At 60.1% G+C, this 23,069-nt stretch carries 26 protein-coding genes; 4 read left to right on the forward strand and 22 right to left on the reverse strand.

The genetic code is table 11. The features are described 5' to 3' along the window. Positions 1 to 373, forward strand: a 373-nt coding sequence (locus D769_RS32305; protein WP_206536996.1) for a hypothetical protein, incomplete at its 5' end; no start/stop codon positions are given. A 356-nt stretch (positions 374 to 729) separates the two neighbouring features. On the opposite strand, the gene D769_RS12005 is transcribed toward D769_RS32305, so the two are convergent. From D769_RS12005 to D769_RS12025, 5 genes are all read right to left on the reverse strand, one after another. Further along, positions 730 to 3,054, reverse strand: a complete 2,325-nt coding sequence (locus D769_RS12005; protein WP_008645363.1) for an AAA family ATPase — start codon at positions 3,052 to 3,054, stop codon at positions 730 to 732. Continuing rightward, complete coding sequence (locus D769_RS12010) at positions 3,042 to 3,557, reverse strand: hypothetical protein (RefSeq protein WP_008645364.1); 516 nt, start codon at positions 3,555 to 3,557, stop codon at positions 3,042 to 3,044. The genes D769_RS12005 and D769_RS12010 overlap by 13 nt, the downstream gene beginning before the upstream one ends. Positions 3,558 to 3,733: 176 nt before the next feature. Beyond that, entirely contained in the window at positions 3,734 to 5,185 is a 1,452-nt protein-coding gene (locus D769_RS12015; protein WP_193750042.1) for a metallophosphatase family protein, read from the reverse strand. A gap of 95 nt (positions 5,186 to 5,280) precedes the next feature. Beyond that, positions 5,281 to 6,606 carry a hypothetical protein gene (locus tag D769_RS12020; protein WP_040010998.1) on the reverse strand — a complete coding sequence of 442 codons (1,326 nt, stop codon included), beginning with the start codon at positions 6,604 to 6,606 and terminating at the stop codon, positions 5,281 to 5,283. Next, positions 6,555 to 6,869 carry a hypothetical protein gene (locus D769_RS12025; protein WP_008645367.1) on the reverse strand — a complete coding sequence of 105 codons (315 nt, stop codon included), beginning with the start codon at positions 6,867 to 6,869 and terminating at the stop codon, positions 6,555 to 6,557. The genes D769_RS12020 and D769_RS12025 overlap by 52 nt, the downstream gene beginning before the upstream one ends. Before the next feature lie 649 nt (positions 6,870 to 7,518). Here D769_RS12025 and D769_RS12035 point away from each other — a divergent pair. Genes D769_RS12035 through D769_RS12045 form a run of 3 tightly spaced genes read left to right on the forward strand, consistent with a single transcriptional unit; the run spans position 7,519 to position 9,160 of the window. Further along, complete coding sequence (locus D769_RS12035) at positions 7,519 to 8,121, forward strand: hypothetical protein (protein WP_152414976.1); 603 nt, start codon at positions 7,519 to 7,521, stop codon at positions 8,119 to 8,121. A 25-nt stretch (positions 8,122 to 8,146) separates the two neighbouring features. Beyond that, positions 8,147 to 8,740 (forward strand): hypothetical protein, encoded by a 594-nt coding sequence (locus tag D769_RS12040; RefSeq protein ID WP_008645370.1) that lies wholly within the window; start codon positions 8,147 to 8,149, stop codon positions 8,738 to 8,740. A 12-nt stretch (positions 8,741 to 8,752) separates the two neighbouring features. Continuing rightward, entirely contained in the window at positions 8,753 to 9,160 is a 408-nt protein-coding gene (locus D769_RS12045) for a polymer-forming cytoskeletal protein (protein WP_052018081.1), read from the forward strand. A gap of 179 nt (positions 9,161 to 9,339) precedes the next feature. Here the strand turns inward: D769_RS12045 and D769_RS12050 are convergent. The 17 genes from D769_RS12050 to D769_RS12135 form a co-directional block, all read right to left on the reverse strand. Further along, positions 9,340 to 10,538, reverse strand: a protein-coding gene (locus D769_RS12050; RefSeq protein WP_085959070.1) for an IS3-like element IS1087B family transposase whose coding sequence is annotated in 2 segments (ribosomal slippage) — positions 9,340 to 10,223 and positions 10,223 to 10,538 — 1,200 coding nt in all. Because the reading frame shifts where the segments join, the coding sequence is not laid out codon by codon here. A gap of 78 nt (positions 10,539 to 10,616) precedes the next feature. Beyond that, positions 10,617 to 11,000, reverse strand: a complete 384-nt coding sequence (locus D769_RS32310; protein ID WP_193750041.1) for a hypothetical protein — start codon at positions 10,998 to 11,000, stop codon at positions 10,617 to 10,619. Positions 11,001 to 11,294: 294 nt separating this feature from the next. Beyond that, a complete protein-coding gene (locus D769_RS12065; protein WP_008645377.1) occupies positions 11,295 to 12,257 on the reverse strand; it encodes a DUF932 domain-containing protein in 963 nt (320 codons plus the stop codon). 462 nt (positions 12,258 to 12,719) lie between these two features. Further along, a complete protein-coding gene (locus D769_RS12070) occupies positions 12,720 to 14,270 on the reverse strand; it encodes a hypothetical protein (protein WP_008645378.1) in 1,551 nt (516 codons plus the stop codon). Between the two features lie 64 nt (positions 14,271 to 14,334). Then, the gene (locus D769_RS12075; RefSeq protein ID WP_008645379.1) at positions 14,335 to 14,688 is read right to left on the reverse strand and encodes a hypothetical protein; all 354 of its coding nucleotides are present in this window, start codon (positions 14,686 to 14,688) and stop codon (positions 14,335 to 14,337) included. Positions 14,689 to 14,754: 66 nt separating this feature from the next. Then, positions 14,755 to 15,147 carry a hypothetical protein gene (locus D769_RS12080; RefSeq protein ID WP_008645380.1) on the reverse strand — a complete coding sequence of 131 codons (393 nt, stop codon included), beginning with the start codon at positions 15,145 to 15,147 and terminating at the stop codon, positions 14,755 to 14,757. Positions 15,148 to 15,367: 220 nt separating this feature from the next. Then, the gene (locus tag D769_RS12085; protein ID WP_008645381.1) at positions 15,368 to 15,841 is read right to left on the reverse strand and encodes a hypothetical protein; all 474 of its coding nucleotides are present in this window, start codon (positions 15,839 to 15,841) and stop codon (positions 15,368 to 15,370) included. A 10-nt stretch (positions 15,842 to 15,851) separates the two neighbouring features. Further along, positions 15,852 to 16,235, reverse strand: coding sequence for a hypothetical protein (locus D769_RS12090; protein WP_040010999.1), 384 nt, complete (start codon positions 16,233 to 16,235; stop codon positions 15,852 to 15,854). A gap of 168 nt (positions 16,236 to 16,403) precedes the next feature. Further along, positions 16,404 to 16,808, reverse strand: coding sequence for a hypothetical protein (locus D769_RS12095; RefSeq protein WP_008645385.1), 405 nt, complete (start codon positions 16,806 to 16,808; stop codon positions 16,404 to 16,406). A gap of 87 nt (positions 16,809 to 16,895) precedes the next feature. Further along, positions 16,896 to 17,369 (reverse strand): glycine zipper 2TM domain-containing protein, encoded by a 474-nt coding sequence (locus D769_RS12100; protein WP_040011000.1) that lies wholly within the window; start codon positions 17,367 to 17,369, stop codon positions 16,896 to 16,898. Positions 17,370 to 17,518: 149 nt separating this feature from the next. Then, positions 17,519 to 18,292 (reverse strand): hypothetical protein, encoded by a 774-nt coding sequence (locus D769_RS12105; RefSeq protein ID WP_040011001.1) that lies wholly within the window; start codon positions 18,290 to 18,292, stop codon positions 17,519 to 17,521. Positions 18,293 to 18,357: 65 nt separating this feature from the next. Then, on the reverse strand, positions 18,358 to 18,696 hold the full coding sequence (locus D769_RS30655) for a DUF3085 domain-containing protein (protein ID WP_008645388.1): 339 nt from the start codon (positions 18,694 to 18,696) through the stop codon (positions 18,358 to 18,360). Positions 18,697 to 18,775: 79 nt separating this feature from the next. Next, entirely contained in the window at positions 18,776 to 19,498 is a 723-nt protein-coding gene (locus D769_RS12115) for a hypothetical protein (RefSeq protein WP_152414978.1), read from the reverse strand. A gap of 186 nt (positions 19,499 to 19,684) precedes the next feature. Then, positions 19,685 to 20,488 carry a PRTRC system ThiF family protein gene (locus D769_RS12120; RefSeq protein ID WP_008645390.1) on the reverse strand — a complete coding sequence of 268 codons (804 nt, stop codon included), beginning with the start codon at positions 20,486 to 20,488 and terminating at the stop codon, positions 19,685 to 19,687. After that, positions 20,485 to 21,126 carry a PRTRC system protein A gene (locus D769_RS12125; RefSeq protein ID WP_008645391.1) on the reverse strand — a complete coding sequence of 214 codons (642 nt, stop codon included), beginning with the start codon at positions 21,124 to 21,126 and terminating at the stop codon, positions 20,485 to 20,487. The genes D769_RS12120 and D769_RS12125 overlap by 4 nt, the downstream gene beginning before the upstream one ends. A gap of 1 nt (position 21,127) precedes the next feature. After that, positions 21,128 to 21,850 (reverse strand): PRTRC system protein B, encoded by a 723-nt coding sequence (locus D769_RS12130; protein WP_008645393.1) that lies wholly within the window; start codon positions 21,848 to 21,850, stop codon positions 21,128 to 21,130. Positions 21,851 to 21,858: 8 nt separating this feature from the next. Next, positions 21,859 to 22,992 carry a PRTRC system protein F gene (locus tag D769_RS12135; protein WP_081596788.1) on the reverse strand — a complete coding sequence of 378 codons (1,134 nt, stop codon included), beginning with the start codon at positions 22,990 to 22,992 and terminating at the stop codon, positions 21,859 to 21,861. Positions 22,993 to 23,069: the final 77 nt, after the last annotated feature.

Here is a 23,069-nt window from a genome sequence, read left to right on the forward strand (position 1 = left end):
CCGGTATTTCAGCAGCCTGTTAAGGGGATCAGCGGGCATTGGAATGCAGAAGACGGACAATTGGTCCGGCGGTAGTTCAAGCCACCTTGCGGTGCGGCGGCAACAGGCCAAACTTGGCCAGGGCCTTGAGATTGGTTTCGATGTAGGTCACCATGCCGTCGATCTTTACCGCGAGGTAATGATCGAAGCACGCAGCGTCCTGCGAAACCTCGACGCTTTTCGCAGCCTTGAAGACCTCGAGCAGCGCATCACGTTCAACGTTGTCGCCCTGCCATCCGAAGATGCGAATGAAGGTGTGAATTCGCCGCCGACGCGGCAAGAGCTTTTCGGCCTCTTCGGCCGTGACGAATACCTTTGGCATACGGAAGAGTAGGAGTTGGGAGGCAACACGTGCCTCAACTATCGGAAGAATCTGCGAGGACCTTATCCCTCCGTCAGAGGTAGACAATCCTCAGGACATCAGTCAACGGTGTAGGTTGCGACGCCAAGGACCAACCCGTTCTGCTTCGATACGCGAACGCTGGTGCCGTCTTCCAACTGAGGAATCTGGCTAACAACTTCATCTGCAAGCAGCCGAAGGACGCGCGCAGCACGGTCGGCCGAAGTTCCGCGCGGGACTGCTGCATCGCAGACTTGTAGGACAACTGTTAAGGGCATATATCTAGATCCAAGAAAAATGCCCGCTCCCTTTCGGGAAACGGGCATATGGTTAGTGAATGGCGCCGGGCGCTACTGCAACGCCAGCGCAACGACATCGATGACGCCGTCGGCGTCGTCGACCAGGTCAGGGGTCTGCGAGATGAAGTACTCCCTCTGATAACCGCCGACCCGCAGCACCTCGCGCTTCATCTTCATGAAGGCGCGCTTGCGCTCCGGATCCAACGGACCGTCCGCCTCATCGGTGAACAGCGTCTGGAAAGGCTGCTGCGCATACTGCGCCCGATAGAGGGCGATTCCGCGCGTCAGGCACTCATTGATCCAGACCTTTTGCCCACCCGACATCACACCGAACTCCTTCGTGGTGTCGTTATCGGCATCGATCACGTTGATGGAAAAGCCCTCGCGCATCTCGCCGCTGGCCAGCGCTGTCTGCGTCTGAATCGCGATGGTGAATCGCGGTCCATAGCAGGCCAGCAGCAAGTCATTGACGATCTGCGTGATGGCCGGGCCCGCGTCATCGATGGACAACGCGATGACGCCATCGTTGCCCAGGCCTTTCGCAAGCAGCTTCCATTGCGCAATCTGGTCGGACAGCGCTTGTGCCTTGGCCTCAATCACCGGCATGCCGGCAAGCTCAGCATCCAGACGCTCACGCTCGGCCACCAACATGCTCTCCTGCCGAATCAACGCTTCGATCCGGCCGGCAGTCGCAGTGACAGCCTCCCGGCTGAGTGCAATCTGGCGATCCATCTGGGCCAGCATGCCGGTCACGTCCTCCGTGGCCAGCGTCGCCAGTTCCCGATGCACCGCTTCGAGTTGGGATTGCACGTCCGCGATATCGCGCTTGTGGCGCTCAATGCGTGATGCATCCTCCTCGCTCAACGCAGCCAGATCGCGTTCGGCCTGCGCCAGTCCTTCGCGCGCAGCGTCCAGCAAGGGCTTCTTGGCGGCCAACGCCGTGAATCGCTGCAGCAGTTGCTGATCGCGATCAAGCTGAGCCTGCAGTGCAGCAAGTGCAGCGCGCGCCGTGGCACGCTCCGCAACCCCGGTTTGCATCAATTGCACCTGATCCAGCTTCTTGCGATAGCTTTCACGCAGTGCTTTGACCGATACAACCTGCTCTCCAAGATTTGCCTTGGCATTGCGAGCTTGAGCCAGCAACGGACAGGTCGTGTGCATGGGATCATCGCGACATGGAACGGTCTCGATGACGTCAGCTTGCAGTTTCAACGACTCAACAAGCTTCGCGCCGGCAACACCTTGCTGCTCCAGGCCCGTGAGCTCGGAACTGAGCGCCGCGTGCTGGACCTGCAGGGCATCGAGCCTCTCCACGACTATGCGCTGACTGGCAAGTTCTGCCTGCCTCTGGCCAATGGCCAGTTGCGCGGCATCCCTTTCGCCGGCAGCCGCCTCAATGGTTGAGGCCTCCGCCAACACTGCACGATGGCTTGCCGCTTGCCGATCCAGATCACGCCGTCGCGCCGCAGCACGTCCGCCAGCGGTCTGTTCATCGCTGGTCAACGATGCGGCACGCTGGGTCAACTCACCCTTGCGCTGGCTCAGTTCCCGCAACCGCGCTTCGGTACCGGCATTGGCAGCCTGCTTTGCAGCAAGCGTCGCGCGCTCCTGCAGCAGCTTCGCGCCCTTAGCCGTTTCCACGTCGCGAGCCTCCCGTTGAGCGTCAAGGCTTTCGCCAAGTTGCGAGATCTCCTGGGCCACCACCGCCGCGCGATCGCGCTTCCCCGTGAGGGTCAGCACATCGCGCTGCAGGGTGTCCAGCGAGCGGGTGAGCAGCTTGGCGACCTCGCCAGCTTTCGCAGAGAGATCTCGCAAGTGATCGATCCCGAGCAGCTCGGCGAGCAGCCTCTTGATCTCACCAGGCTGATAGCTTGCGAGCGGCCGCCGGTTCTGGGCAGAAAACACGCTGGTGAAAAACGCCTCGGGAGACCCCAAGACGGCTTCGAGGCAGCGGTTGTAGGTCTCCGCCTTGCCGTCCGACAGCGTGCCGTCAGCCAGTTGTACCGGCTTCCAGTCACCGTCGGCGCCCTTCTCAAACAAGTAGTACTCGGCCTTGCGGCTCTTACCAGGGTTACGGAACGCGAACGCTGAGCGGTATGTCCTGCCGCCGTGCTCCCATTCCAGATCCTTCTCCGCGCGCGGGGCGCAGAGATGGTCCCAGTACGAGAAAGCGTCGGCCGACATCTTGCTCGCGTGGCTCGGCATGATCGGAAACGGATGCAGGTTGTCCATGATCGTTGTCTTGCCCGCCCCGTTGGGACCGACAAGGGCGATCAGACCGCCTGGCATCGCCGACAGGTCGACGGTGACGCTATCCCTATGCATGCCGTCGCGGATTCCATGGAATCCGGACAGCGTCAGCTTCAGTGGGCGCATTCGGACACCTCCGAGCCGTTGAAGGAATGGAGATAGTCGGACGGCACTTCCATGACGCTTTCGTCCCATTGCGGAACATCAGGCAGCGAAGGTGCGTCGTGCTCTGCCTTGCCGGCAATCGCCCGTTCGACCGAGCGGCGTGCAGCGGAAAACTGCTGGCTCGCCAGCTTCATCACAGCGTCCCAGTCCTGCTGGCCGGTGAGGGCTCGCAATTCCAGTTCGCTCCATTGAGACGCCAGGCCGTTGGAGAACGACCAGATCAAGTCCTGCAGTTCCTTGGACGGCGCCACGGCGAAGAAGGTGTTGCCACCCGCCTCACCCAACGCCATCACCAGCATGTGGTCGCGCTTGGCGATCACAGCGCCGCGGCCGGGGCCGAACGGTTCATACATCATGCACTGCGTAAAGCCATGTTGCTCGCAAAGGCGTTTGGCCATGTCCGAGCGGTTGATAAAGGTCTCTTCAACAAAGAGCCAGTCGGGACCAGCGTGGTAGAGAATCATGTGGCACTCCAGGCGTAGGACGGAGTGCGCCCCGGACGGGAAGCACCCGTCTGGGTAAATAGAAAATAAATGGATACTGCGGGGTCGATGCGTCAGGGACGCGGGTAAAACCAGTTTTCGACAGCCTCAAGGGCTGTCGGAACATGGCTCTGCACGTTCTAAGGATTGGCGTATCGCTACGCAAAAAGATCGTCGGTCATCCAGTTCATTGGCGCCGGGGCCGTCGCGATGGGTGCTGCCGGTTCCGTTGCCGGCACGGCAGGTATCGACTCGGGTACGGAAACAGTTTCATCCAGCTCCAACTCCCCCAGTTTGGCAATGAACGGGAGCGCCGCAGCTTCTACAGCGCGCACCTCCTGCGTAACAAGGATGGGCTTTTCAGCAAGGCCTGCGAGCACTTGATCGGCAATCGCCTGTGCATCGAGGTTTTCGAGCATCGACAGACTGTCCAGCAACGGATTCGCGTCTACGCCGGTCAATTCGCACCAGCGCCCAAGCTTCTCGGGCAAGGTTGCCGCCCGGCTGATGCCTTCGGCGCGACTGCGGACAGCCGGCAGCACGCGTGCTTCAAGCTTGACCTCCGCACTGGCACCAAACAGCGCCTGGATGGCCTCGCGATCCACTAGTTGACGATGCTCCTCGTTGACCGTCCAGCGCACGCGCACGTACTTGTGCGCAGCGTCGGTGGCCATCTCCGCGAGCTTTGCCATGTCAGGCGGCCCGTCGAAGTCGATGCATACGGTCTCGCTTGCCGGCGTCTTCACTTGGGTAGCTACCGCCTGCCCCGGTGAAACCTGCCACTGCAGATAACCTTTCGCCCCGATCTCGCCATAGTGGAACCGTCCGATTGAGCCCGGATAGGCAACCACCCTGCCCTCACGTTCCCACTGCTGGGCACGATGAATGTGGCCGAGCATGAACGCATCGCAGTCGGCGTCGAACAGTGCACCAATGGTGAACTCGTGGTCGAGTCCAGCCATCGGCACGCCGTGCTCCGTCTGGCAACCGTTGACGGTACCGTGCGAAACACCGATCGTACGAATGCCCTGTGACCGCCATTGACGATTCACAGCGCCCGCAGCTGCCAGATAGTTAGCCAGGTGATCACCAATTGCCGTCGCCGCGCTTGCCACGCCGGCCGCAGCCGCCAACACGGCCTTGTTGACCGTGGGCACGCAGGTAAATACGACGTCCGGCAGGCCGTGCTGCGTCAGCAGAGCGTCCATTTCCGGCTGGCTGAAAATCGCGCCATTGCTCGGAAAGAACGCCTCGCCAATGAGCGCGACCTGGTGAATCCGATCCGCGACGTACACGGGGCAGCTTGCTCCGATCAGTCGAAACAGATCCAATGTGCCGGGCGGCTCATGACTGAATGTTCCCTGCAACATCAACACCGGCATGCGGGCCGACAACTGATGGATCCGCCGCGCCAGCGCGGAGAGCGCGGGCGTGTGGGCATCGAGCCGGTGGTCCGTCGAGTCACCCGACACCACGGCAACATGGCAGCGACTTGCGATCGCGTCCTCCACCGCAAAACCAAAACATCGATCCGCTTCGGCCAAATGGCCAGGTGAATAGTGCAAATCAGAGAAATGCGCTGCAAGCAGGCTTGCGCCATCGTTGAGCATCATGGGACCTCCAAGGGAATGTGCCGGCATGCGGCAAGAAAGAAAAAGGGAAGCCCGTAGGCTTCCCTCAACTGCCGGCACAAAGGCTGGCGATGTTACGTCGCGACGTCGGAAGCGATGGCCGCCACCTGCTCGCGGAAAGCCATCGGGTTACCCAAGGCAGTGCGCAGTTCATCCAAGAACCGTCGCACATCCTGATCGCGCTTGGACCAACCGCGCCCGAAGGTCGCCGTTGCGAAGGCCTTCAGCTGGCGAGTGCCATCCTCGCTGTTGAGCCCAAGGCGCTTCACAAGATCCAGGTATTCGCTTTCCAGGTCCTGGCCACCCGCGTCCGTGTTGGATGCAGGTGCGGAGGTATCGGCCTGACCAACGCCGGTTGCCGATAGTCCGGGCTGCTCAGCTTCAAGCGTAGAGTCATCGGACTGGCCGTGCTCTGGTGGCGAGATCTCCCTTTCGCCTTCCAGCATGGAGACAGCCTGTTCTGCCATCTCCAATGCCGGCGGGCGACGGTCCGAACCATCGAGCAGCGCAGCGATATCGATTTCGGCATCCAGAGTGATGAGCCATTGCATCTGGCGCACCGGCTTCCCGCTCTCGGCATCTATTCGGCTGATCTCGATTTCTTGCTTAGACATCCAGAACTTGACGCCGACCAGCCTGCCACGTGCCAGCGCTACCGTCTGCATGGCCGCGTGGGCCTTTTGCAGAACGTAAATGGAGGTCGTTGGCATTTCGATGAGACCGAGGCCAATGGCCGACGGTACCGCAAAGTAGAAACTGGCCGAGAGGTTGCAATTCCCACCCTGATATTGAGGACATTCCTGAGGATCGCAGATGCCGTCCTGGATGTGGTCGTCCTGTCGCAGGATGATGGTGCGGCCGCCCCACATGCGCTTCGCTCGGTTGGCCCGAGCATCACGAGCGGGGGTCGCGTACATCTTGCAATAGCGCCTGCCGTCAGGCCCATACTCCGAGAAGTACTCCCTGCCGCTTTTCGTCCAGGCCACGAGCTGGTTAGGCATGTTGCTTAGCCAATCGTCGAACGCGAAGACCACAGGGAAACGCCAGAGACGATGTCCGTGACCATCATTGCGGTCCTCGCCGTAGCGCTGCACGATGTCTTCGGCCAGCGCCGGATTGGCGAAGTCAGAGCCCCGGCAGGTGAACCACGGTACGTTCTTGGGAACCATGGGCGTCTTGATGCCAGTCGCCCTGGTGATGTCGGCAGAAATACGCTCGAAGCTCTCGCCCCGGGCCAGCCCGGCATCGTGAATCCTCACGGCTTCGGGCCTGTCGCGCGCAGCCTTGGTCAGGACCTTGATACCTGGTCGGATCTTGCCAATGACAGGCGGCCGCATGGGCCGCTCTTCTAGCAGGCTTCGGCGTCCGCCGGGCTCGCTGTATGTGATGGGTGCATGCATGCGTTCGATCTCCTTTTCTGAAGGAACTGAACGACCTGCGCCCGGATAGACGCAGCATGCTCCCGAAGGCGCAGGGCTGTGTCGGCCCCGCGCTGGGTCGTTACGCGATTGAGGAAGTCCGCTTGTGCGGATTCCGGAAGACTGGCGACATATGCCGCCTCACAAAGGGTACGCCACGCCTGCGGCATGTCCTTGTACTGCGGACGGCGCAGATTCAGCGTTGCCGCGATCGCGGCGGAAATCTCGGCGTTCTGGTGGTGCATGAGTTGCTCCTGGAATCGAGGTCTCTCACCAGAAACAAAAAAAGCTCGCCCCGGTTTGCGCCGGCAGCGAGCTTTTGAGTCAGGAACCTGCAACGCCACGCCCCTTCCGGGGGCGTGGCATCGAGGGAGCGGCGCACTTTTGCGCGCTGCTCTATGTTGAGGACGTAAAGTCGCCCTCGTGCAGCATGGTCACGCTGCACAACAACCCTTTTCGCGAACCCACAGGTTCGGCCGCAGGTTCACGGATCGGCTCGACGTCTGCCGTTCTGCCTAGGAGGGGCCTTTGAGAGAGCTCCACATGGTCCCAGGCTCGAACGGTGCCCAGCGTGCGCTCATGAAGAGGCACAGCGAGAACGCGTATTACGAGCTGATGAGGGGAAGTGTTCGGCGAAAACACTTAGCACAAGAAGTATCCACACTGGTAGCCAACCAGTCGGCGCGTGCACAGAAGCACGACTTGATTCAACAGATGGACTCGCGTGGAGTCGAGGTCGATGCGTCAGAGACGCGAGGTGTGAGTGAATTCTGACACAGCGGCGTTCTTATAAAAGTCAGAAAGCTCGCGAATTTCGTATAGCTTTCTCGGAGCGGTCATGGTCAATCCTCGCTCACAATTTGTTACTGAGAGAGATCCTATTACACATGGAACATGGCCGAACCCTCCCACCACCTGCCAGATGGTGAACCGCGCCCGGTACCCACCGTTTCATCCGGCGACCCACTACCTTCGCAAGCCTCGCACTCGGGGCCGAAGCCTATCCGGCGAATGCTTAGCGAGACGCGCGTCTCAAAAATCGTTCCTCAAACGGATAGCGGCACAGAAATCGCCTATTGCACAGACTTCGTACGGAACTTCCTGCGTAGCGACTACAACTTTTGCGCAGCCAAGTTCTCAGTTTCTAGCAAGGCAAAAACGCTCGCGCTGGACGAAGCCTTCCGCGAAGCTCAGCAATGGATGGACAAGAAGTTGAATTGGATCGAGGACAAGCCTCGTCGGTACATCAGTATGAAGTTCAGTGATCGGCAAATCGTTGTTACCCATCCGCTTGCTGGACGGCTTATCCGATTGCTGAACCAGCACGATCGCCTTGTCCACCGAGCCCTCGGCGCCTACGTTGCGCAAACCATCAACGACAAAGAGAAGGACGACGCCATTCTTGGCGCGGCGCGGCACATTCGAGCCATCCATCGGCTCTGCATCCCCGATAACGACAAATTTTCTCCAGACGGCAAGCTGTCGGATGGGGCGTGAGGTTATCAACGAATAGGCAGGAATCATGGACATTCAAGAACTTCAGAAGCTACATAGTCAATACGCTGAGCCGCCCCTTACCATCGACGTTCAGCCTTCCGGCGCTATCTCCATGACGCCTGGGGCTCACGCCCTCCCCGCCCCCGATCAACCGAACACCTCCAGCGAAACTCGGCTGAACTTCGCCGCGTTTCAGCGTAAAGCCCTGATGGTCGGGCTTCTTCTCGTCTTGGCGGCTACTGCCTACGGCATTGGGAGCTGGATGGGATCCTCACAGAAGCGCAAACCGATGGAAATTCGCGAGCAGGCGGCTGCGCCACAGGACCGTACTGACGTAACAGTGTCGGACCACCAGTGGCCGGCAGCTTCCGCAGTTGTGCCTGCAAAGCCGGCGGATTTAGCCTCTGCGCCGATCGTGCTTGAGCCGCAGGCGCCGGCCACGGGCGTCCGAGCAACGGCACCGCAGGAGCAGCCTGCCGAGCAGCGGCCTGAGGTAAAGCTTCCGGCGAAGAAGCCACAGGTCACGAGCCCGCCCCACCCCGACCAGCAAGCTGTGCCATCTCATCAGCCTGTGAAAGCACCGACCAAGCAGCAAGGCAATGAGATCACCCTTTTCTGAGACTATCGGCCAATGACCCAACCAGCGAATTTCAGCCTCATCCGACCAGGGCTCAGCATCCACGGAGATATCGTTGCAGATCACGGTATCAGTTGTTTCGGGCTCATTGATGGGGACCTACGCGCATCGCGGGGACTCGTACACGTCGGAGCCGAGGGGCTAGTCCGAGGTATGGTGCAGGGCGAGCACGTGGTTATTGACGGCACTGTTGAGGGCGACGTCGCAGCAAGGACATCGCTACAAATCAACGGCAAGGTAAAAGGCCGCATCATGTACGCTGGCACGATACGCTTAGGAGTCTCCGCGTCTCTCGACGGCACTATCAGCCGCGTCTCGTCGACGCTTTGCACGGATGCGACCGAAGCTACGATCGCTTCGTCGACACCGGCAGACGGCGAGACCATTGAGTCCAAAATCTGAGCGTGCTCATCGTAAAATTCCGAAAAGCCGACACAAAAACAGCGTCTTTCTAAGGTAACAGCTAAGGTAACAGCCAAAAAAAGGGGCCGACACACGAATGCGTCGACCCCTTTTTATCTTGCTAAAATTCCCTCATGCTGACTGGAGTTGACCCTGTAACTCAGGACACCCGAACACCGTTAAGTTGATGATGTTGCGGCGCGTCGGAACTCCCGAGGCGAACGATACTTCAACGCTTTATGCGGATGCCAGTCATTGTATTGCTCGAACGCGACCGTTAGCTGAGAGAGCGCGGTCGGCACGTCGGGCTTGTTCATGAACGCGATGTAATCGCGCTTCATGGTCTTGACGAAGGATTCGGCCATACCGTTGCTCTGCGGAGAACGCACCGGCGTGGTCAGTGGCTCCAGGCCCAGTTCCCGCGCGAAGCTGCGCGTACGATGGTCGATGTACGCCGAGCCGTTGTCCGAGAGCCATTCGATGGTTTGCTCGGTCTGCACGGCGCCAAAGCGCTGCTCGACGGCCGCCAGCATGACATCTCGAACAATATCCCCACTGTGCCCGCCGGTGGTCGCCGCCCAACTAATGGCTTCTCGGTCATGGCAATCGAGCGCAAAGGTGACGCGTAGCGGCGAACCATCGTCGCAACGGAATTCAAAGCCGTCTGAACACCAGCGGGTATTGCTACGGTCGACAGCGACCCGACCGTCATGGCGACGTGTATCGAGTCGTCGCCCAGGCCGGCGAAGCAGCAACTGGTGGTCGTGCATCACACGATAAACACGCTTTGCGTTCACGGGCGAGGCCCCGCTCAGCTCATGACTGCGCCGTAGCAAAGCCCAGACCCTTCGGTAGCCGTATGTCGGCAGGCCCGCAACCAGCTCATGGATTTCAGCCACCAGCGCCGTGTCGTCGTATTGGCGGGCGCGGCGGCCATCCCGCCATTCCGACGAACGGGCCTGTTTCGCTGCCACCGCAGAGCGCGCCACGCCAAGGACATCGCAGACCGTCTTCATTGGTCGTCCCCGGGCAGTAAGGGCGAGCGCGCAATCCAGTTTTTTGAGCGCCCGTACTCCACGGCTTCCTTCAGGATCTCGGCTTCCTGCGTTTTCTTTCCGAGTAGCCGCTGCAGTTCCCTGATCTCCTTCATCGCTGCAGCCAACTGCGAGGCCGGGACCACAGCTTCGCCAGCGCTCACAGCGGCCAGGCTTCCTTCCTGGTATTGCTTGCGCCATGCGAACACCTGATTGGGATTGAGCCCATGCCGTCGGGCAACCGCCGAAACCGTGGCACCCGGCTCCATCGTTTCCTGAACGATGGCGAGCTTTTCTTGGACTGAACGGCGCCGCCGCCGCTCAGGTTCGGTAAGAATTTCGATGCTTTCCACGATTTGCCTAGGCTTGAAACTAGTCACAAGACTACCTCTTATTGTAAGAGGTGCCGGATGTCCTGAGATTCAAGGGGCCGCTCCACTGACGATCTCTTCGACCGTAAAGAGCCTCTTGACCGTAATCCAAGGTCCTGGATGTCCGACCGAGTCAAGGAAAGCTATGAGCGGTACACGGCTGTCGATAATGCAATCGAATTTGCGCGTACCCCTGGTGTCGTCCTCTATGCTGTAACGCTTTCCATGACGTAGTTCGAATTGGAGTGAGTCCTGCTCGATGCAAACGCCGCCGATGGCGGCATTTGCAGGTGTCACGGTAACTCTGAGCCAGTCGTCGAACGAATCGAATTGTTCTTGAAGTGGAACATTTGACAACCACTCTTCAACACGAACTGCAAGTCCGTGCCTCGGCAGCCGGTCGACTTTGATATGAAGAAGCGGATGGGATTCCAAGGCATGCTCCCTGGTCCCTCCAAGTCGTAAGCAACCACGTCGAACATACCGATTCCCAAGCGCAAGGTTCTCGCGTGCGGCGATTATCTTGGCAAATGGAACAATCCTGTTCATTGAGGTTCGCTGTGGTGTGAATGACAGACAATGGAGTTCCCAAAATGAAAAAAGCCCCAGCTCAGCCGGGGCTTTAAGACCTCAAAACGACCACTCCAGTACCGTTCAACGGCACCGAAGCGGTTCGCTTGAGGAGTGCTTAATGGAAGGAACGCTCCAGGTGGGGCGTCCTGAGACGCGTCAGTCGACCAGCTCCAGTGCCGCATCCCAAGCGCGCTGCTTGAGAATTGCGCCGGCTCCGAACCACGCCGAATCCAGACGGTTACCCGGATTGCGTGCACGCTGCTGATGGTCAACGTACTCGGTCACGCTGTTCACGAGTCCCCAGGCGGTGCCTGCGGCCGATTCCAGCGTTGCACCACGGCCATTTCCCTCGAAAAGATTGAGCACCGCCTTCAGGCCGCGCTCATTCATCTTGGGATTGTCCGAAGGCTTGGCAGTCGAGTATGTGAAGAGGCGCTGGAAGAATCGCTCAGTCTCGGCCTGGCTGACCTTCCGGTCGGCCAACTCGTGCATGTTGGCCATGAAGCCATCCCAGGACGAAATGGCAATGCCAAGCTCTTCCTTCACAGCACGCGGATCGAACTGGCTGCGGTGCGGCACCTTGACGGCGCCACGGTTGCGGCCCAACGCGATCTGCAGCGTGTTGTTGCACACCACACGTACCGAGGTGAACTGCGCCGTGGTGGCCAACGTGCCGTCGCAGGCCGTGGCCAGCAGCAGGTAGCCGCGGACCTCGTCACCGCCCTTGAGCGTGGCCGACTGTCCCGTGCGCGCGAGCGCCCAGAGCTTGCGGCCTTCCTTCAGCACGCCAGCCGTTTCCAGTTGGTAGCCGCCCACCTGAACCAGGTCGCGATAGAACTCCAAAATTTCGGCCGGTTGGACGACCTGATACCGCTGCGACACCGTCGACAGCGGCTTGCCGTTGTCGGAACGGTACAGCACCTTCTGCTCAGGGAACGACTTGATCGGATCGAGGTCATGCGTGCCAACGCGGAACATCACGTCGGTCTCCTCGATGCGCCAGTTCATGCCTGCGGCTTCGGCCCAGACTTCGAGCGGCTGATGCTCTGCCAGCCGGTTGCCCAGGCCGTGCCAAGGGGTTGCGCCGACGTAAGCCATGGTTTGAACGAGATGGGACATGGTATTGCTCCTTGGAATGGAATGACGCGAACGAGAGCGAGCGCTTTCGTTCGCAAATGGAATAAAGTGGATGGAACAGGGAAAAGACGACGGCCGGCTGGAAGCACGGTCGCCAGAGAGACGCTCGCCATCAGCCGCCGGCGGCGATGAATGACAACGCGCCGCGTGGCTACAGCAAGGTGAGGTACATCGGAATCGTGGTGATGCCCACAGAGCCGTCCCATCAGGGAGCGGTCCCTGTGGGCGGTTTCAAGAGATGGCCGGCATGCCGGCGCTTGGGGTCGATGCGTCGAAGACGCGGGTAAAGCTCGGTTTGGACTGAATGGCTTTCAGTGCAAACAGAGCTCCATCAGTACCGCCAAGGCTATCGCGAAAGCGCTACGATGTAGCCGTCGAAAGCTCGGCATTTGGATAGCTGTTTTGAAAAAAACTCCCCAGCCAGGACGGCTGGGGGGGTGACGATTAAATAATCGCCTCAGGGGCGTATTGCGCCAGGCGCGCACGTGCATAGTCCAACGTACCGTCCTTGGCGCGCAACGGCCGCGAGATGCGCTTCACCGGATCATGAATCCAATAGCGCTTCGCGCTGCCCCGTCGCTCGTCAATGAGCTTCGAGAAGCCAGCAGTAATGCAGAAGTCGACATACTCGCGCCCGTTCATGGCCTGACCGGTTTCGATTCGGTAGGTTGTGCCCTCGGCGCGCGACTTCGCTTCGGCCACCGCGCTATCTGCACGCTTGCGCGCCTTGTCGATGGCTTCCTGGGCTTCCCACTCCGCCTGCTCGGCTTCAGAGAATCCGCACAGCTCGAACAACCGTCGGCGCCGCTCCGCAGCCGTGCATTGCAAGACATCGACACCGTATTCCTCGCGCAGTGCGCGCTTGGATTCGGTGTTCCAGTCTTTCGGGCCGTCGAAGATCTGCAGTACAGCCGCGACGTTGCGCTCCATGACGGCCAGAGCTACCCGGTTGGGCCACTCGTACCCATACGCGTCACGTCCGATTGCAGCCGCCCGTGTCCGCCGGTCAAACTCGCGCTGGCTGATACTGAAGGCTTCGCGCTCTTCTGTGGCCCTATCCACCGATGCCTGATATTGCCGCTGGCAAACCAGGGTGCGGATTCGCGCCGCCAGCTTCGTTGCTGGCTGGGCGTTCTCTCCCTCCAGAGGCTTGGGCGTCGGCATGGTGCGCGGCATCAGGATGCCGGCTGCAAACAGCGCATCATCGACATGTACAGCATGCCCGTCGCTTGGCACATCCCGTAGCGCGGCGATCAATTTACCGGCGTTGTGCGTCGTGATCTCCAGCTTCTCGCCACGCATTGTCTGGCAGAGCGCTTGCAGCACGCTGGGCGACAAGGCCCCACGCAGCGCTGGCACTTCGATCAACGGGCGCATCCAGAACTCAGAACGCGCATGGTGCGGATTGTCGCGATAGGTGTTGATGATGCAGTCGCGTACCTTCTCGCCACGCATCAGCGCGTAGGCCACATGGACTTCGTGACGGCAGTTTGGACTCGCAGCGGGGTGGTACAGGGGGCCATTCGTGCCATAGCCAAACCGGCGGATGAACTCGCCGCAAACGAAGTCGGCAATGTCGAAAGGCCCCTGCTCCTCGAAGAGGTCCACTGTCTGGAACAGCGGTCCCGCATCGTTCTGGGACATGTCGATGGCTTCAGCAGGAAAGTACGCCAGGCGGCCGGCGGCCACCACGGCGCCCCACGCGGCCCGGCTCATCTCGTGCGGACGCAGGATCTTGCCGCCCACACGAACGATGAACTGATCGACCTCATCGAGGATCATCGAAAGGATCGCCCGACGGGTACCGGCCGGCCGCACGGCAAAATTGCCGCCGGTAAGGCGTTCGACACGGATCGCGCCGCGTTCCACGTGGCGCACTGCGATGTCTTCGACGCGCGGCACGGCCTTGCCGTCGCGATCGTCGTTCAGGTACTGCAGCACGCCGGCGAGCGTCGTGCGATGCTCGGCGCGCTGGCCGATGTGAATCACGTACATGAGAGGCTCCGATACGGAGCATGCCCCTTCGGGGACATGCCCCGAGAGGGTTGGAAGGGATGGCTTATGCAGGCTCTGCCGCTCTGGCGTCGTGAATCGCCTGCAACAGATCCGGGGAAGTGATGCGCCAGACGGCACCGCGGGCGTTGCCTACGGCAAGCGTGCGAATCGGATCGAAGCAATCCGAATCGAGCAATGCCACCACTGTGGACATTGGCAGGCGCCACAGGCCGACAACCACCTCATTGTCCGCAAGCGTTTCGCTGGGGACGTTGCTGGTGAAGGTCTCGTAAAGGTCGCCGGTCGTCGCTTCGATCAGCGACAGCACAGCGCGGTCGTTCACCGCGTACAGCTCCACCGCGACGCGCAGAAGGCCAGGGGAGCCGGCGAGACCGGTTCCGTCGATGGTGATGGGCATGGATATCTCCCATAGACCCACCGCCTTGCGGGATGGGCCCGCAAGGGTTAAAGGTGAAGCGACGGGTCAAGCCAAGGCCGCGGTGCGCCGCCCGGCTTTGCCGTGACTGGCAACGACGCGCGCCGCCGCAACCTCCGCAAGAATTTCGGCGTCGACAATGCGCCACACGTCGCCGCGGTCAAAGCCGACCTGATTCCACCGGCCGGTCTGCACAAACTTGCCGGCCTCAAGCAATGCAGCCTTGAGATCGGTGGGCAGGTTCCAATCGCCCGTAACGAGAATCTCGTCGTCGGCAAGATTGGCGTCCGGCAGGTTCACCGACAGCACGCCATAGGGCATTTCGTCGTCAGCGCAGACCAGCGAGATCGCGGGGCGAAGATTGGTGGAATAGACGCTGGCGCACAGGAGCACGCCAGCGGGATGACTGGCCAGGCCTGCGCCATAGACGGTACGGTTCATCGGGATACTCCTTTGGTGGGGAGACGTCCCGACGGGACGGCGCCCGTGTGGGGTGAAAAACAAAAAACGCACCCCGAGGGGTGCGTTCAAGCGGTGAGCCGACGAATCGGCTCCTGAGAAGGGATTGGCTAGTCCTTGTGGATGCGACGGCCGTTGCGGTCAGCCCACAGCATGTATGCCGCGATCAGCAAGCCCAGCAACAGTACAAATGGTCCAAACATCACTTTTCTCCTTTAGAGAGGACAGCGCCTACGGCGAATAGTACAACACCGAACGCCAAAAGGCTTGCGCAGTTCACAACTGCTGTAGCGGTCCAGCCAGGCAGGCCCGCACCGTAACCGACAGCACCAACAACCGCCGAAATCGACAGCGTGTGGCAATAGCGGCCAAGCTGCAGGCGTTGATCCTTCGTCGGTGCGAAGAGCGATGACTTCAGTTCCTCAAGAAAGCCAGAACGTGTGCCTTGCGAACGGTCGACGCGGTACGTACCCGTACCGTCGCGAACGAGCGGGTATTCGAAGCCACGCTCCACAAGCAGAAGCACATGTTCGTCCCCGCTAGCGCCAACCTGTTCGACAAGTGTTGCGATGCGCGCCGGCACGGCAACCAAATTCTGTGCGCCCTCGTAACGGACAGAGCTGGAGACTTCGACACCGTTCGTGGCCCGAAAAACGACCTTTGCAATACGCGACATCAGGGGCCCCTTAGCCGCGCCGCCCGGCCACTACGCGAAGCGTAGCGACCAGGTTGGCGTAGCCTTGCTTACTGGCCAGTGAATTAACGCTGATCGCGTTGTCACGGCCACCGGTGAGGTCATTGCGGCCGCGGCATGTCCGGTAGGACATGAGCACGCCACCTTCGGCGCCAGCAGGATGCTGGATCTCGATCAGCAACGAGTCGGTTTGCAACGCGAACACGTCGACTTCACGACGACGCTGGCGATGCTCACGGATGGTGTATTCGCGCGGGCTGAGCGCCATGTCGCCGGCGAAACGGCGGAGAACACGGCAAGCGTCGCGACGAATTGTCTGGGAGGCGGCGGAATTGATCGGTTGGTGCCGACGAGTAAAGGATTTGGGAAGTTTCATGGATGTCTTCGATAAGGATGGGACATCCCTTCCCCATGGGACGAGTGTCCCAGCTGGGTTGGTAGTCCGGACGTGCCGGACAGGGGTCGATGCGTCGATGACGCGGGTGAAAGCGGCTTACCGAAGCCTATTGGCTTTGGCAAGCCCTCTCGGGCTTGTCAATTGAGATCAGGCTACGTCAATCATCTTCGTGATTGCGTGGACGAGTTGCCAGCCATGACGCTGCGAAAGCGTCTTTGCTGTGATTAGCTTCTGCACCGTGGCCACCATGCTATGTGCCTCGCCGGCACGGCCAATACGGTCAACGTACACAATCCAGCCCTCCGACTGGCCGCGATGGATCGATACGGCGAACCGGTCGCGGCTACCAAGCTCCGGCCAGGGACGTAAGGGGTTGGGCCCATACAAGGCTTCGTTCTCGTCTTCGCCAAAGTTTGCCGCGTCGATCCACTCAGGCTCGAGGTCTGCTGCACGCAGCTGGCCATAGATCTCGGTAACGACATCGGCAATCGTCTTGCCTTGTGTATCAATGGGGGCAATGCTGAGGGGAACGGCTTCCACAGCGACGGACATATCCTGCTCCAGGAATCGCGCAGAAGGCCCCGCGTGGGGGCCCGCGCAGGGTAGGTGAAGAGATTTGGGGATCCGACTGGAACCCGATTAGCGCGTCAGACGATAGCCGCCACCAGAGGCCACGAGGTAAAGCTGCTGCCCCGTGACAAACTGCTGATCGGCATCCTGCGTGACGGCGATCTGGCTGCCATTCTCCTTGCGGACGATGACTTCCAGGCCGTTGCGGCGGTTCATGTGGCTGGCCACAGTTTGCGCAGCAACAGCGGACACAGTGCCGGACATCGCGCCGGCAATGTAACGTCCATTGCCGCCGCCAATGACACGGGCACCGAGCAGGCCACCCACGACCGCCCCAACGATACCGGGGACGCCGCTATTGGCCGAGGTGTAGCCATCGCTGTCGACGATCGTGACCTGGCGGACCCGGACGACAGTGACGACTTCGACGGCACCAGTGCGCTGAGCTTCCGAACTGCGATAGGCGTTCGGAGACGTCTGCTGGACAGCGCAGCCAGTGAAGATGACCGAGCAAAGGAAAAGCGAAACGATGCGCTTGAACATGATGGCCTCAAATGAAAAAAGGGCCAACATGCCCACGGGCAGGAAGGCCCGTAGGTGGGAGAAGAAAAAAGCTGTCCGGCTATACAACCGGAAGTGTCGATGCGTCTGAGACGCGGTAGGTGCACAAATCTTAACAGCGGTTAAGGGAATCAGCAACGGTTGATGCGTGCGATTGCCAGGGCATCGAAGAGAGGGATACCGTACTCTGCGGCGGGGTCTGCATGGAGCCACAGCGGGGAACTGCATAGCGGGTTGAAAATCTCTTCGCCACCCCAAATGAATACTAGGCGCGGAAGCGTCTCTCCACTTCCATCGTCATGCATGGTGATATACAGTCCGAGCCGCGGATAGCGAGCGTGGTAACGTGCGAGGTCAGCGACCGTCGCACCGCGCAGGCCTCCCGCATCAGCACCGAAGAACCGGAAGCCCGGAACGGCAACCTCGCGCCCAAGCTGGCGCGTCAATGGAAAGGCGCGCTTGGCAGTCATGATGGCGATGTACTGTGCCAATCCATAGACGTCGAAGGCAAACTGGTTGGCCAGCTTGCCCGTAACCGGGCCGACCGCCCCATGCATGGCGAATTCCCAATACGCCGCGTAGCCCATGTACACGAAGACTTGCGCGAACATCAAGGTCGCCGCTGCATAATCATCGATACGACTCATCCTCTGAGGCCTAACGGCGACCGTACGCGAGCGAACTACGCCCCAGAGAAACCAACTGACTGCAACCAGCAGGGCCGGAAAGCCGATGGCGGCAAGGAAATGCTCCCCGCAGGCCATGAGGTCGCGTGGAATGGCAAGCCAATCCGCCACATAGTAGCCCTTGTATTCGAAGTACCGGAAGGCGCGCGACACGAAAGCAACGCCGCAGAATCCGACGGCGAGACGCAGATTTGTGAGAAGGAATTTTCTAGCGTTCATGGTTGGAAAAGAAGAAGGAACCGGGCCGCCACATAACGTCAGGCGACCCAATTCGCAATTGGGAGTCAGACAAAAGAGAGCAGGCGGATTGACGTTGCGCTCACGGTGATTCGGACTTTCTGTGTACGAGGGTTCTCTAGCGCTTTGCGCAAGTCGACCAGCGGCAAGCGCTCACCGAAGTCATCGCCGCCGAAGCTGTGTCGCGCGTTCTCGTAAAAGTCGGCGTCCTTCGCGGGATTGCATCCCTTGAAATAAAAGAGGCACTGCTGTTCGGGCGTGGGGCCCGTGCTGAAGCCGACATACGCACCGTGGTCCTTCGCGATGAAGAACTCGTTCGAACCAGCGGCGTCGCAGAAAGCGACGAGCGACGCGGCTTGCGTGCGGGAAAGAGTGATTTGAGGCATCAAAGTGCTCCTGTAGGTTGGCGGAGCACTCCCCTGCGGGACGTGCCCCGCAATGGGTGAAGAAGAAGAGGGTTACAACTCAGGCGCCGCCGACTTCGCGGGCCAGCTGGTCCAGCATCGCCTCGACGACACGTTCGCGCCGAGCTTGCTGGGGCAGCGCATTGAATCCGGCGCTATCGGCAAGATGCGTCAGCGCGTCGATCACTGCGATCCATTCGCTGGACTGCACTGCAATCCGAACTGCTCCCGGCAAAGGAAGCTGGCGGCTTGCAATGGCGAGCACGGCGTCGAACCGCGACAGGTCCAGCCGATGACCGCATCCCAAACGCTGCTCGATGTAGCCGGACAACAGGAAGGACGCAAACGCACAAAGTGCTACGTGATCCTTGTCTGCCAAGGCTTGCATCCATTCAAGCGCTGCCGGGCGGACCATCACGTGCAACGACTGCCCGTGGGTCGCCGGCACGGTATCGTGACGCGCGAGCTTCCAGCCCCAACCGAAGCCAACGGCGTAGAGATCCACAAGCTTGCCGTCGACAACGTGGGGCTCGGCATCAAACCAGTCAGTACGGCGCCCTTCGACATGCCGAACCGCGTTGCGCGATTCATCGAAGGCCAGATCCGGCAACAGCTCACAGAGCCGCCGCAAATCTGCGCGACTAAACATTGGAGACGTCAATGTGTGCCACGGCTTCCCGTTCCAGTATGCGGATACGACAACGCCATCTGGCAGCCAGGGACCCGTCACAGAAACGCGACGAAAAGCCGACTGGGCCGGGACTTGAGAGGTGAAAATGCTCATGTAGTGCTCCGAAGAGGATGGAGCACTCCGCCAGGGCAAGTGCCCCAACGGGATAATGAAGTGTGTGGCCTATTGCCACGGATCGATGCGCCTATGGCGCGAGGTGTGGCGCAATGGTAGCAGCCAGGCCTGCCGTCCCGCAACGACTGCACAAAATAAAAAAGCCACTCCCGAGGGAGTGGCTGTTCAAACGGATTGTCGCGGTTTGCGTTTGGCACGGGCCTTGGGCGCACCCAGCTTATAGCCGAAGCGCTCCCATGCAACCGGATCCAGCGGCAGCGGGCTTGTGCGCCCTGTCGCCAGATTTACGAATGCGCCGCAGTACTGCAGCGTCCCGGTACGAAACAACGTCCAGAGCAGGTTGTACGCTTGTACTGCAATCACCGGATTGATCACCAGCGACTGCTTCTGTAGCGCCTCAGCCATGGAGCACGACGGTGCAGTGTCAGCCTTGTCCCCTTTCGGGTCCAGCAGCTCCGGAAACAGGTCTCCTACATGGGGAAGCCGTTCTTTCGCGTTGCCGCGCACCTGACCGAGAATCACTTGGCCACTATCCGCTTCGTTGCCGCAGTCAAGATAGTAGCCTCCGGTTCCACGCTCCATCGCACCGAGGATCGCCTTTCGGGCAGTCCGCGTGTCGACGCAACCAATCACTATGTCGCATGAGAACCGGTCACTGCCCCCAATCCGCCGCGTCCGAGCTTCCCAGCGCGTCCCCATCAGATTGTTCAGCCGATTCACGATCAACGTAGCCTTGGGTTGGCCCACATCAACTGGATAGAAGCCCTGACGACCGACGTTGGTCTCGCTGACAGTGTCGTCGTCGTATACCGTGCAGTCGATGCCTCCAGGGTGCCCGAGCTCCAGCATTGCGTGATGCAGCCGCGCGAGGTTCGGTAGCAATGCGCTGCCGGTACCGCCGGCACCAACTACCACGACTCGCCATGCCCGTTGGGTCATCGGTACAGGAATGCGATGTTCGAAGGTCATGTCAGCACCTCCTCGCGCACAGCGCCATACCATTCGCTCGGAACCCTCTCTACGTTCTCGAAGATGCCCTTGGCGCAAAGACGCAGCGCAAGCGATGGTACAGCGGCGTCGCAGTTCCCCATCACAAACGCGAACTTCACGTCGTGCTGGTCATCAGCATTGTCCGTGTGCGAAAACCCGGCCGGATAACGGCCATGCGAATGGCAGTCGACCACCAGGACTTCGCCCTCCGCAAGCGCAGGACGGTCGTACTTCAAATGACCGCCACTATGCTCCAGGATCCGTACAGGCACCAGCCGAAACGCCGCAGTTGCGGCATTCCAAACCACCCACCCGCCCGTCTCCTTGGGATGCGCGATGCGAGCCATTTCAGCAAACTCGCCGATCAGCTTCGCGGGGACACGACCGCAGTGCAGTTCGGTGACCTCCGCCGTCTCGCCATAAGGGATAGCCGTGCGGTACTGAAAGACACCGAGACGACGGACAACGCGAAGCCACGGCCTCACGATTTCGAGGAAGACACCATTGGCCGCGATGAGCAAGCGTTCGCCTGGCCGTGCCATGGGGGTCAGCGCACCGAAGCGAGGCACCATCACGGAAGGAAAGGACTGCTGCAAGGCAGCGTCAGCGGGATGCATGCTATTTCTCCAATTTGCCGGCGATCAGATCGGCCAGCGTGATGTTCATAGGGATGAGGACTTGCTTCGGAAAGTCGGAAAACTTCCCATCAAGCATGTCCCGCCAGAAGGCAAAGAAGCCGTTGACGTAATCGACGCGTTTGCCGCCATGATTTGGGTGGGTGAAAGCCGAATTGAAGAAGCCCTCTTCCCATCCTGTTATGGATGCCACGTCAAGCCGTTTGGGCACAGTCGCACTGCCGATGCAGATCTCGCCTAGATCCCACGTGTTGAAGTAGGGGGGCTCGTGGAGAACGCTTTCAGGGACTGGTCTCGCCTCACCTTGCAAGGCGAATACACGGAACCCGTCAGCTGCGGCCTGAAACACAAGGCCAGGATGCTCCACTACTGCACTGCGCTTTCCCAGCTCTTCGCAATCAAAGAACACGCGGCGCTTGGCACCTTCGCACCACCAGGTCACTGCGGTTGGGCTGATCGACAGGACGTTGGGCGTCAAGAACTCGCCCTTGGGGAGCGAGGCCTCGGCGACTTGGCGTACCGCGTGGATCAGTGCCTGCCGGTTGAGCGGCGTGCCGGGTCCAATGACTGGGCGATTGCTCTCGCCAACGGTGTGGATACGGTGAGCCGTCGAGTAGGTGAACTCTCCCGGTCTGGGCCCGTAAAGCAAAATGGCCCCTTGAAGGGCCACGTCGTAGGACCGCGATGCGGTCAGGATTCCGGCCATAGGCCCTCCTATTCACTAAAATGATCAAGCACCCGGTCCAGCAGCGCGATAAGGTGTAGTGTTTCCTCCAGCAAGTGGTATTGCTTTCGGATGGCTGCCGTTCTATTGGCGAACGGGATAAAACACTGAAACATCGTGGCATCACCACTGTTGAAGCTGCACTGGAAGTGATCGTCCAGCAGTTCGCCGATGTAGTCGCAGTCCTGAAAGGCCAAACTGGTGGCCGCATAGGCAGGCTCTGCCCACTGCGAGTCCTTGAGCAGAGACCGCTTTCCCATACCGGCCAGCGCGTGCTGCAGGTCGGCCAGGGCAGAACAGAAGCTGCTATGCCAATCGTTCGTGGCGCTAGCCAATGCGCGGAGACCCTTTTGATCGAGCTCTCGCAACTTGTGGGACTTATCGGACCACTGCCACTCGGGTAGCGTGTCGTCGGGCGCGAGCTGAGGGCGGACAACCGACGGCAGCAGATGCAGGATATCTTCACCATCCATGTCACGCTCGTCCTTGAACCACTGGCGCGCGGCAACGTCGTCACTCTGGAGTTCATACCCCCAGTTCCAGCGACAGAACATTTCGAGGAAGTCTTCTGGGGCGCGAATATGAAGCGACTTCGCCGATGCTTGTGCAAGAAGTCTCATCGCCGTGTAAAGCAACGAGGGATCGAGGGCACGAAGCGAATCCGCTCGATCGACGCCGATCTCCAGAATATTCTCGTGCTCAAGCATGATCGCCAGATACAAGGGGCCGGAAAGTTCTTGATCGAGTCCGGTCCCGGAAATCTCTTCTTCAGCCGCACCACGATCGATCAAGGCGAAATTGAAGTGGAGTGCCTTGGTCTCTGGCAAGCGAGGCTTGAGCCACGCCTTGAATGCCTGCGAGAAGGCATCGCCGGCCCCAAGGGGGTTCGACACATGCTCGGCATCAATGACACCCGCCCGAAATTGCGCGAGTACCAGCTCTTTCATGTCGATCTCATCACCAAAACTGAGACGTGCCGTGGATGGCACCGCACGATCGACGGAAGGCAATGTCAGAAAATCATGGGCAGGTCGGCGTCTGGCAATGGGATGCTGTCGTGAATACGTCCATCCGGGCTGCCGTTCATCGTGCTCTGAAACAAACGATCGAGGATCGAACAGCATCCTTTCATCTCCTCAGAATGTAGAAAAACCGCCCCGAGGGGCGGCTCCGTAGTGGTATCAGCAAACTGGCCCGCGGC

The sequence above is a fragment of the Cupriavidus sp. HMR-1 genome, from assembly GCF_000319775.1.
In the GTDB taxonomy this organism is placed as follows: Bacteria; Pseudomonadota; Gammaproteobacteria; order Burkholderiales; family Burkholderiaceae; genus Cupriavidus; species Cupriavidus metallidurans.

Bases quoted from the DNA above. Each gene is read 5' to 3' on its own strand.
- D769_RS12040 (WP_008645370.1), top strand. From the start codon at position 8,147: ATGGACATTCAAGAACTTCAGAAGCTACATAGTCAATACGCTGAGCCG.
- D769_RS12075 (WP_008645379.1), bottom strand. From the start codon at position 14,688: ATGCCCATCACCATCGACGGAACCGGTCTCGCCGGCTCCCCTGGCCTT.
- D769_RS12120 (WP_008645390.1), bottom strand. From the start codon at position 20,488: ATGACCTTCGAACATCGCATTCCTGTACCGATGACCCAACGGGCATGG.
- D769_RS12115 (WP_152414978.1), bottom strand. From the start codon at position 19,498: ATGAGCATTTTCACCTCTCAAGTCCCGGCCCAGTCGGCTTTTCGTCGC.
- D769_RS12130 (WP_008645393.1), bottom strand. From the start codon at position 21,850: ATGGCCGGAATCCTGACCGCATCGCGGTCCTACGACGTGGCCCTTCAA.
- D769_RS12065 (WP_008645377.1), bottom strand. From the start codon at position 12,257: ATGTCCCATCTCGTTCAAACCATGGCTTACGTCGGCGCAACCCCTTGG.
- D769_RS12045 (WP_052018081.1), top strand. From the start codon at position 8,753: ATGACCCAACCAGCGAATTTCAGCCTCATCCGACCAGGGCTCAGCATC.
- D769_RS12015 (WP_193750042.1), bottom strand. From the start codon at position 5,185: ATGCTCAACGATGGCGCAAGCCTGCTTGCAGCGCATTTCTCTGATTTG.
- D769_RS12085 (WP_008645381.1), bottom strand. From the start codon at position 15,841: ATGTCGCGTATTGCAAAGGTCGTTTTTCGGGCCACGAACGGTGTCGAA.
- D769_RS12100 (WP_040011000.1), bottom strand. From the start codon at position 17,369: ATGTTCAAGCGCATCGTTTCGCTTTTCCTTTGCTCGGTCATCTTCACT.
- D769_RS12010 (WP_008645364.1), bottom strand. From the start codon at position 3,557: ATGATTCTCTACCACGCTGGTCCCGACTGGCTCTTTGTTGAAGAGACC.
- D769_RS12020 (WP_040010998.1), bottom strand. From the start codon at position 6,606: ATGCATGCACCCATCACATACAGCGAGCCCGGCGGACGCCGAAGCCTG.
- D769_RS12025 (WP_008645367.1), bottom strand. From the start codon at position 6,869: ATGCACCACCAGAACGCCGAGATTTCCGCCGCGATCGCGGCAACGCTG.
- D769_RS12125 (WP_008645391.1), bottom strand. From the start codon at position 21,126: ATGCATCCCGCTGACGCTGCCTTGCAGCAGTCCTTTCCTTCCGTGATG.
- D769_RS30655 (WP_008645388.1), bottom strand. From the start codon at position 18,696: ATGCCTCAAATCACTCTTTCCCGCACGCAAGCCGCGTCGCTCGTCGCT.
- D769_RS12105 (WP_040011001.1), bottom strand. From the start codon at position 18,292: ATGAACGCTAGAAAATTCCTTCTCACAAATCTGCGTCTCGCCGTCGGA.
- D769_RS12005 (WP_008645363.1), bottom strand. From the start codon at position 3,054: ATGCGCCCACTGAAGCTGACGCTGTCCGGATTCCATGGAATCCGCGAC.
- D769_RS12135 (WP_081596788.1), bottom strand. From the start codon at position 22,992: ATGCTGTTCGATCCTCGATCGTTTGTTTCAGAGCACGATGAACGGCAG.
- D769_RS12035 (WP_152414976.1), top strand. From the start codon at position 7,519: ATGGCCGAACCCTCCCACCACCTGCCAGATGGTGAACCGCGCCCGGTA.
- D769_RS12080 (WP_008645380.1), bottom strand. From the start codon at position 15,147: ATGAACCGTACCGTCTATGGCGCAGGCCTGGCCAGTCATCCCGCTGGC.
- D769_RS12095 (WP_008645385.1), bottom strand. From the start codon at position 16,808: ATGTCCGTCGCTGTGGAAGCCGTTCCCCTCAGCATTGCCCCCATTGAT.
- D769_RS12090 (WP_040010999.1), bottom strand. From the start codon at position 16,235: ATGAAACTTCCCAAATCCTTTACTCGTCGGCACCAACCGATCAATTCC.
- D769_RS12070 (WP_008645378.1), bottom strand. From the start codon at position 14,270: ATGTACGTGATTCACATCGGCCAGCGCGCCGAGCATCGCACGACGCTC.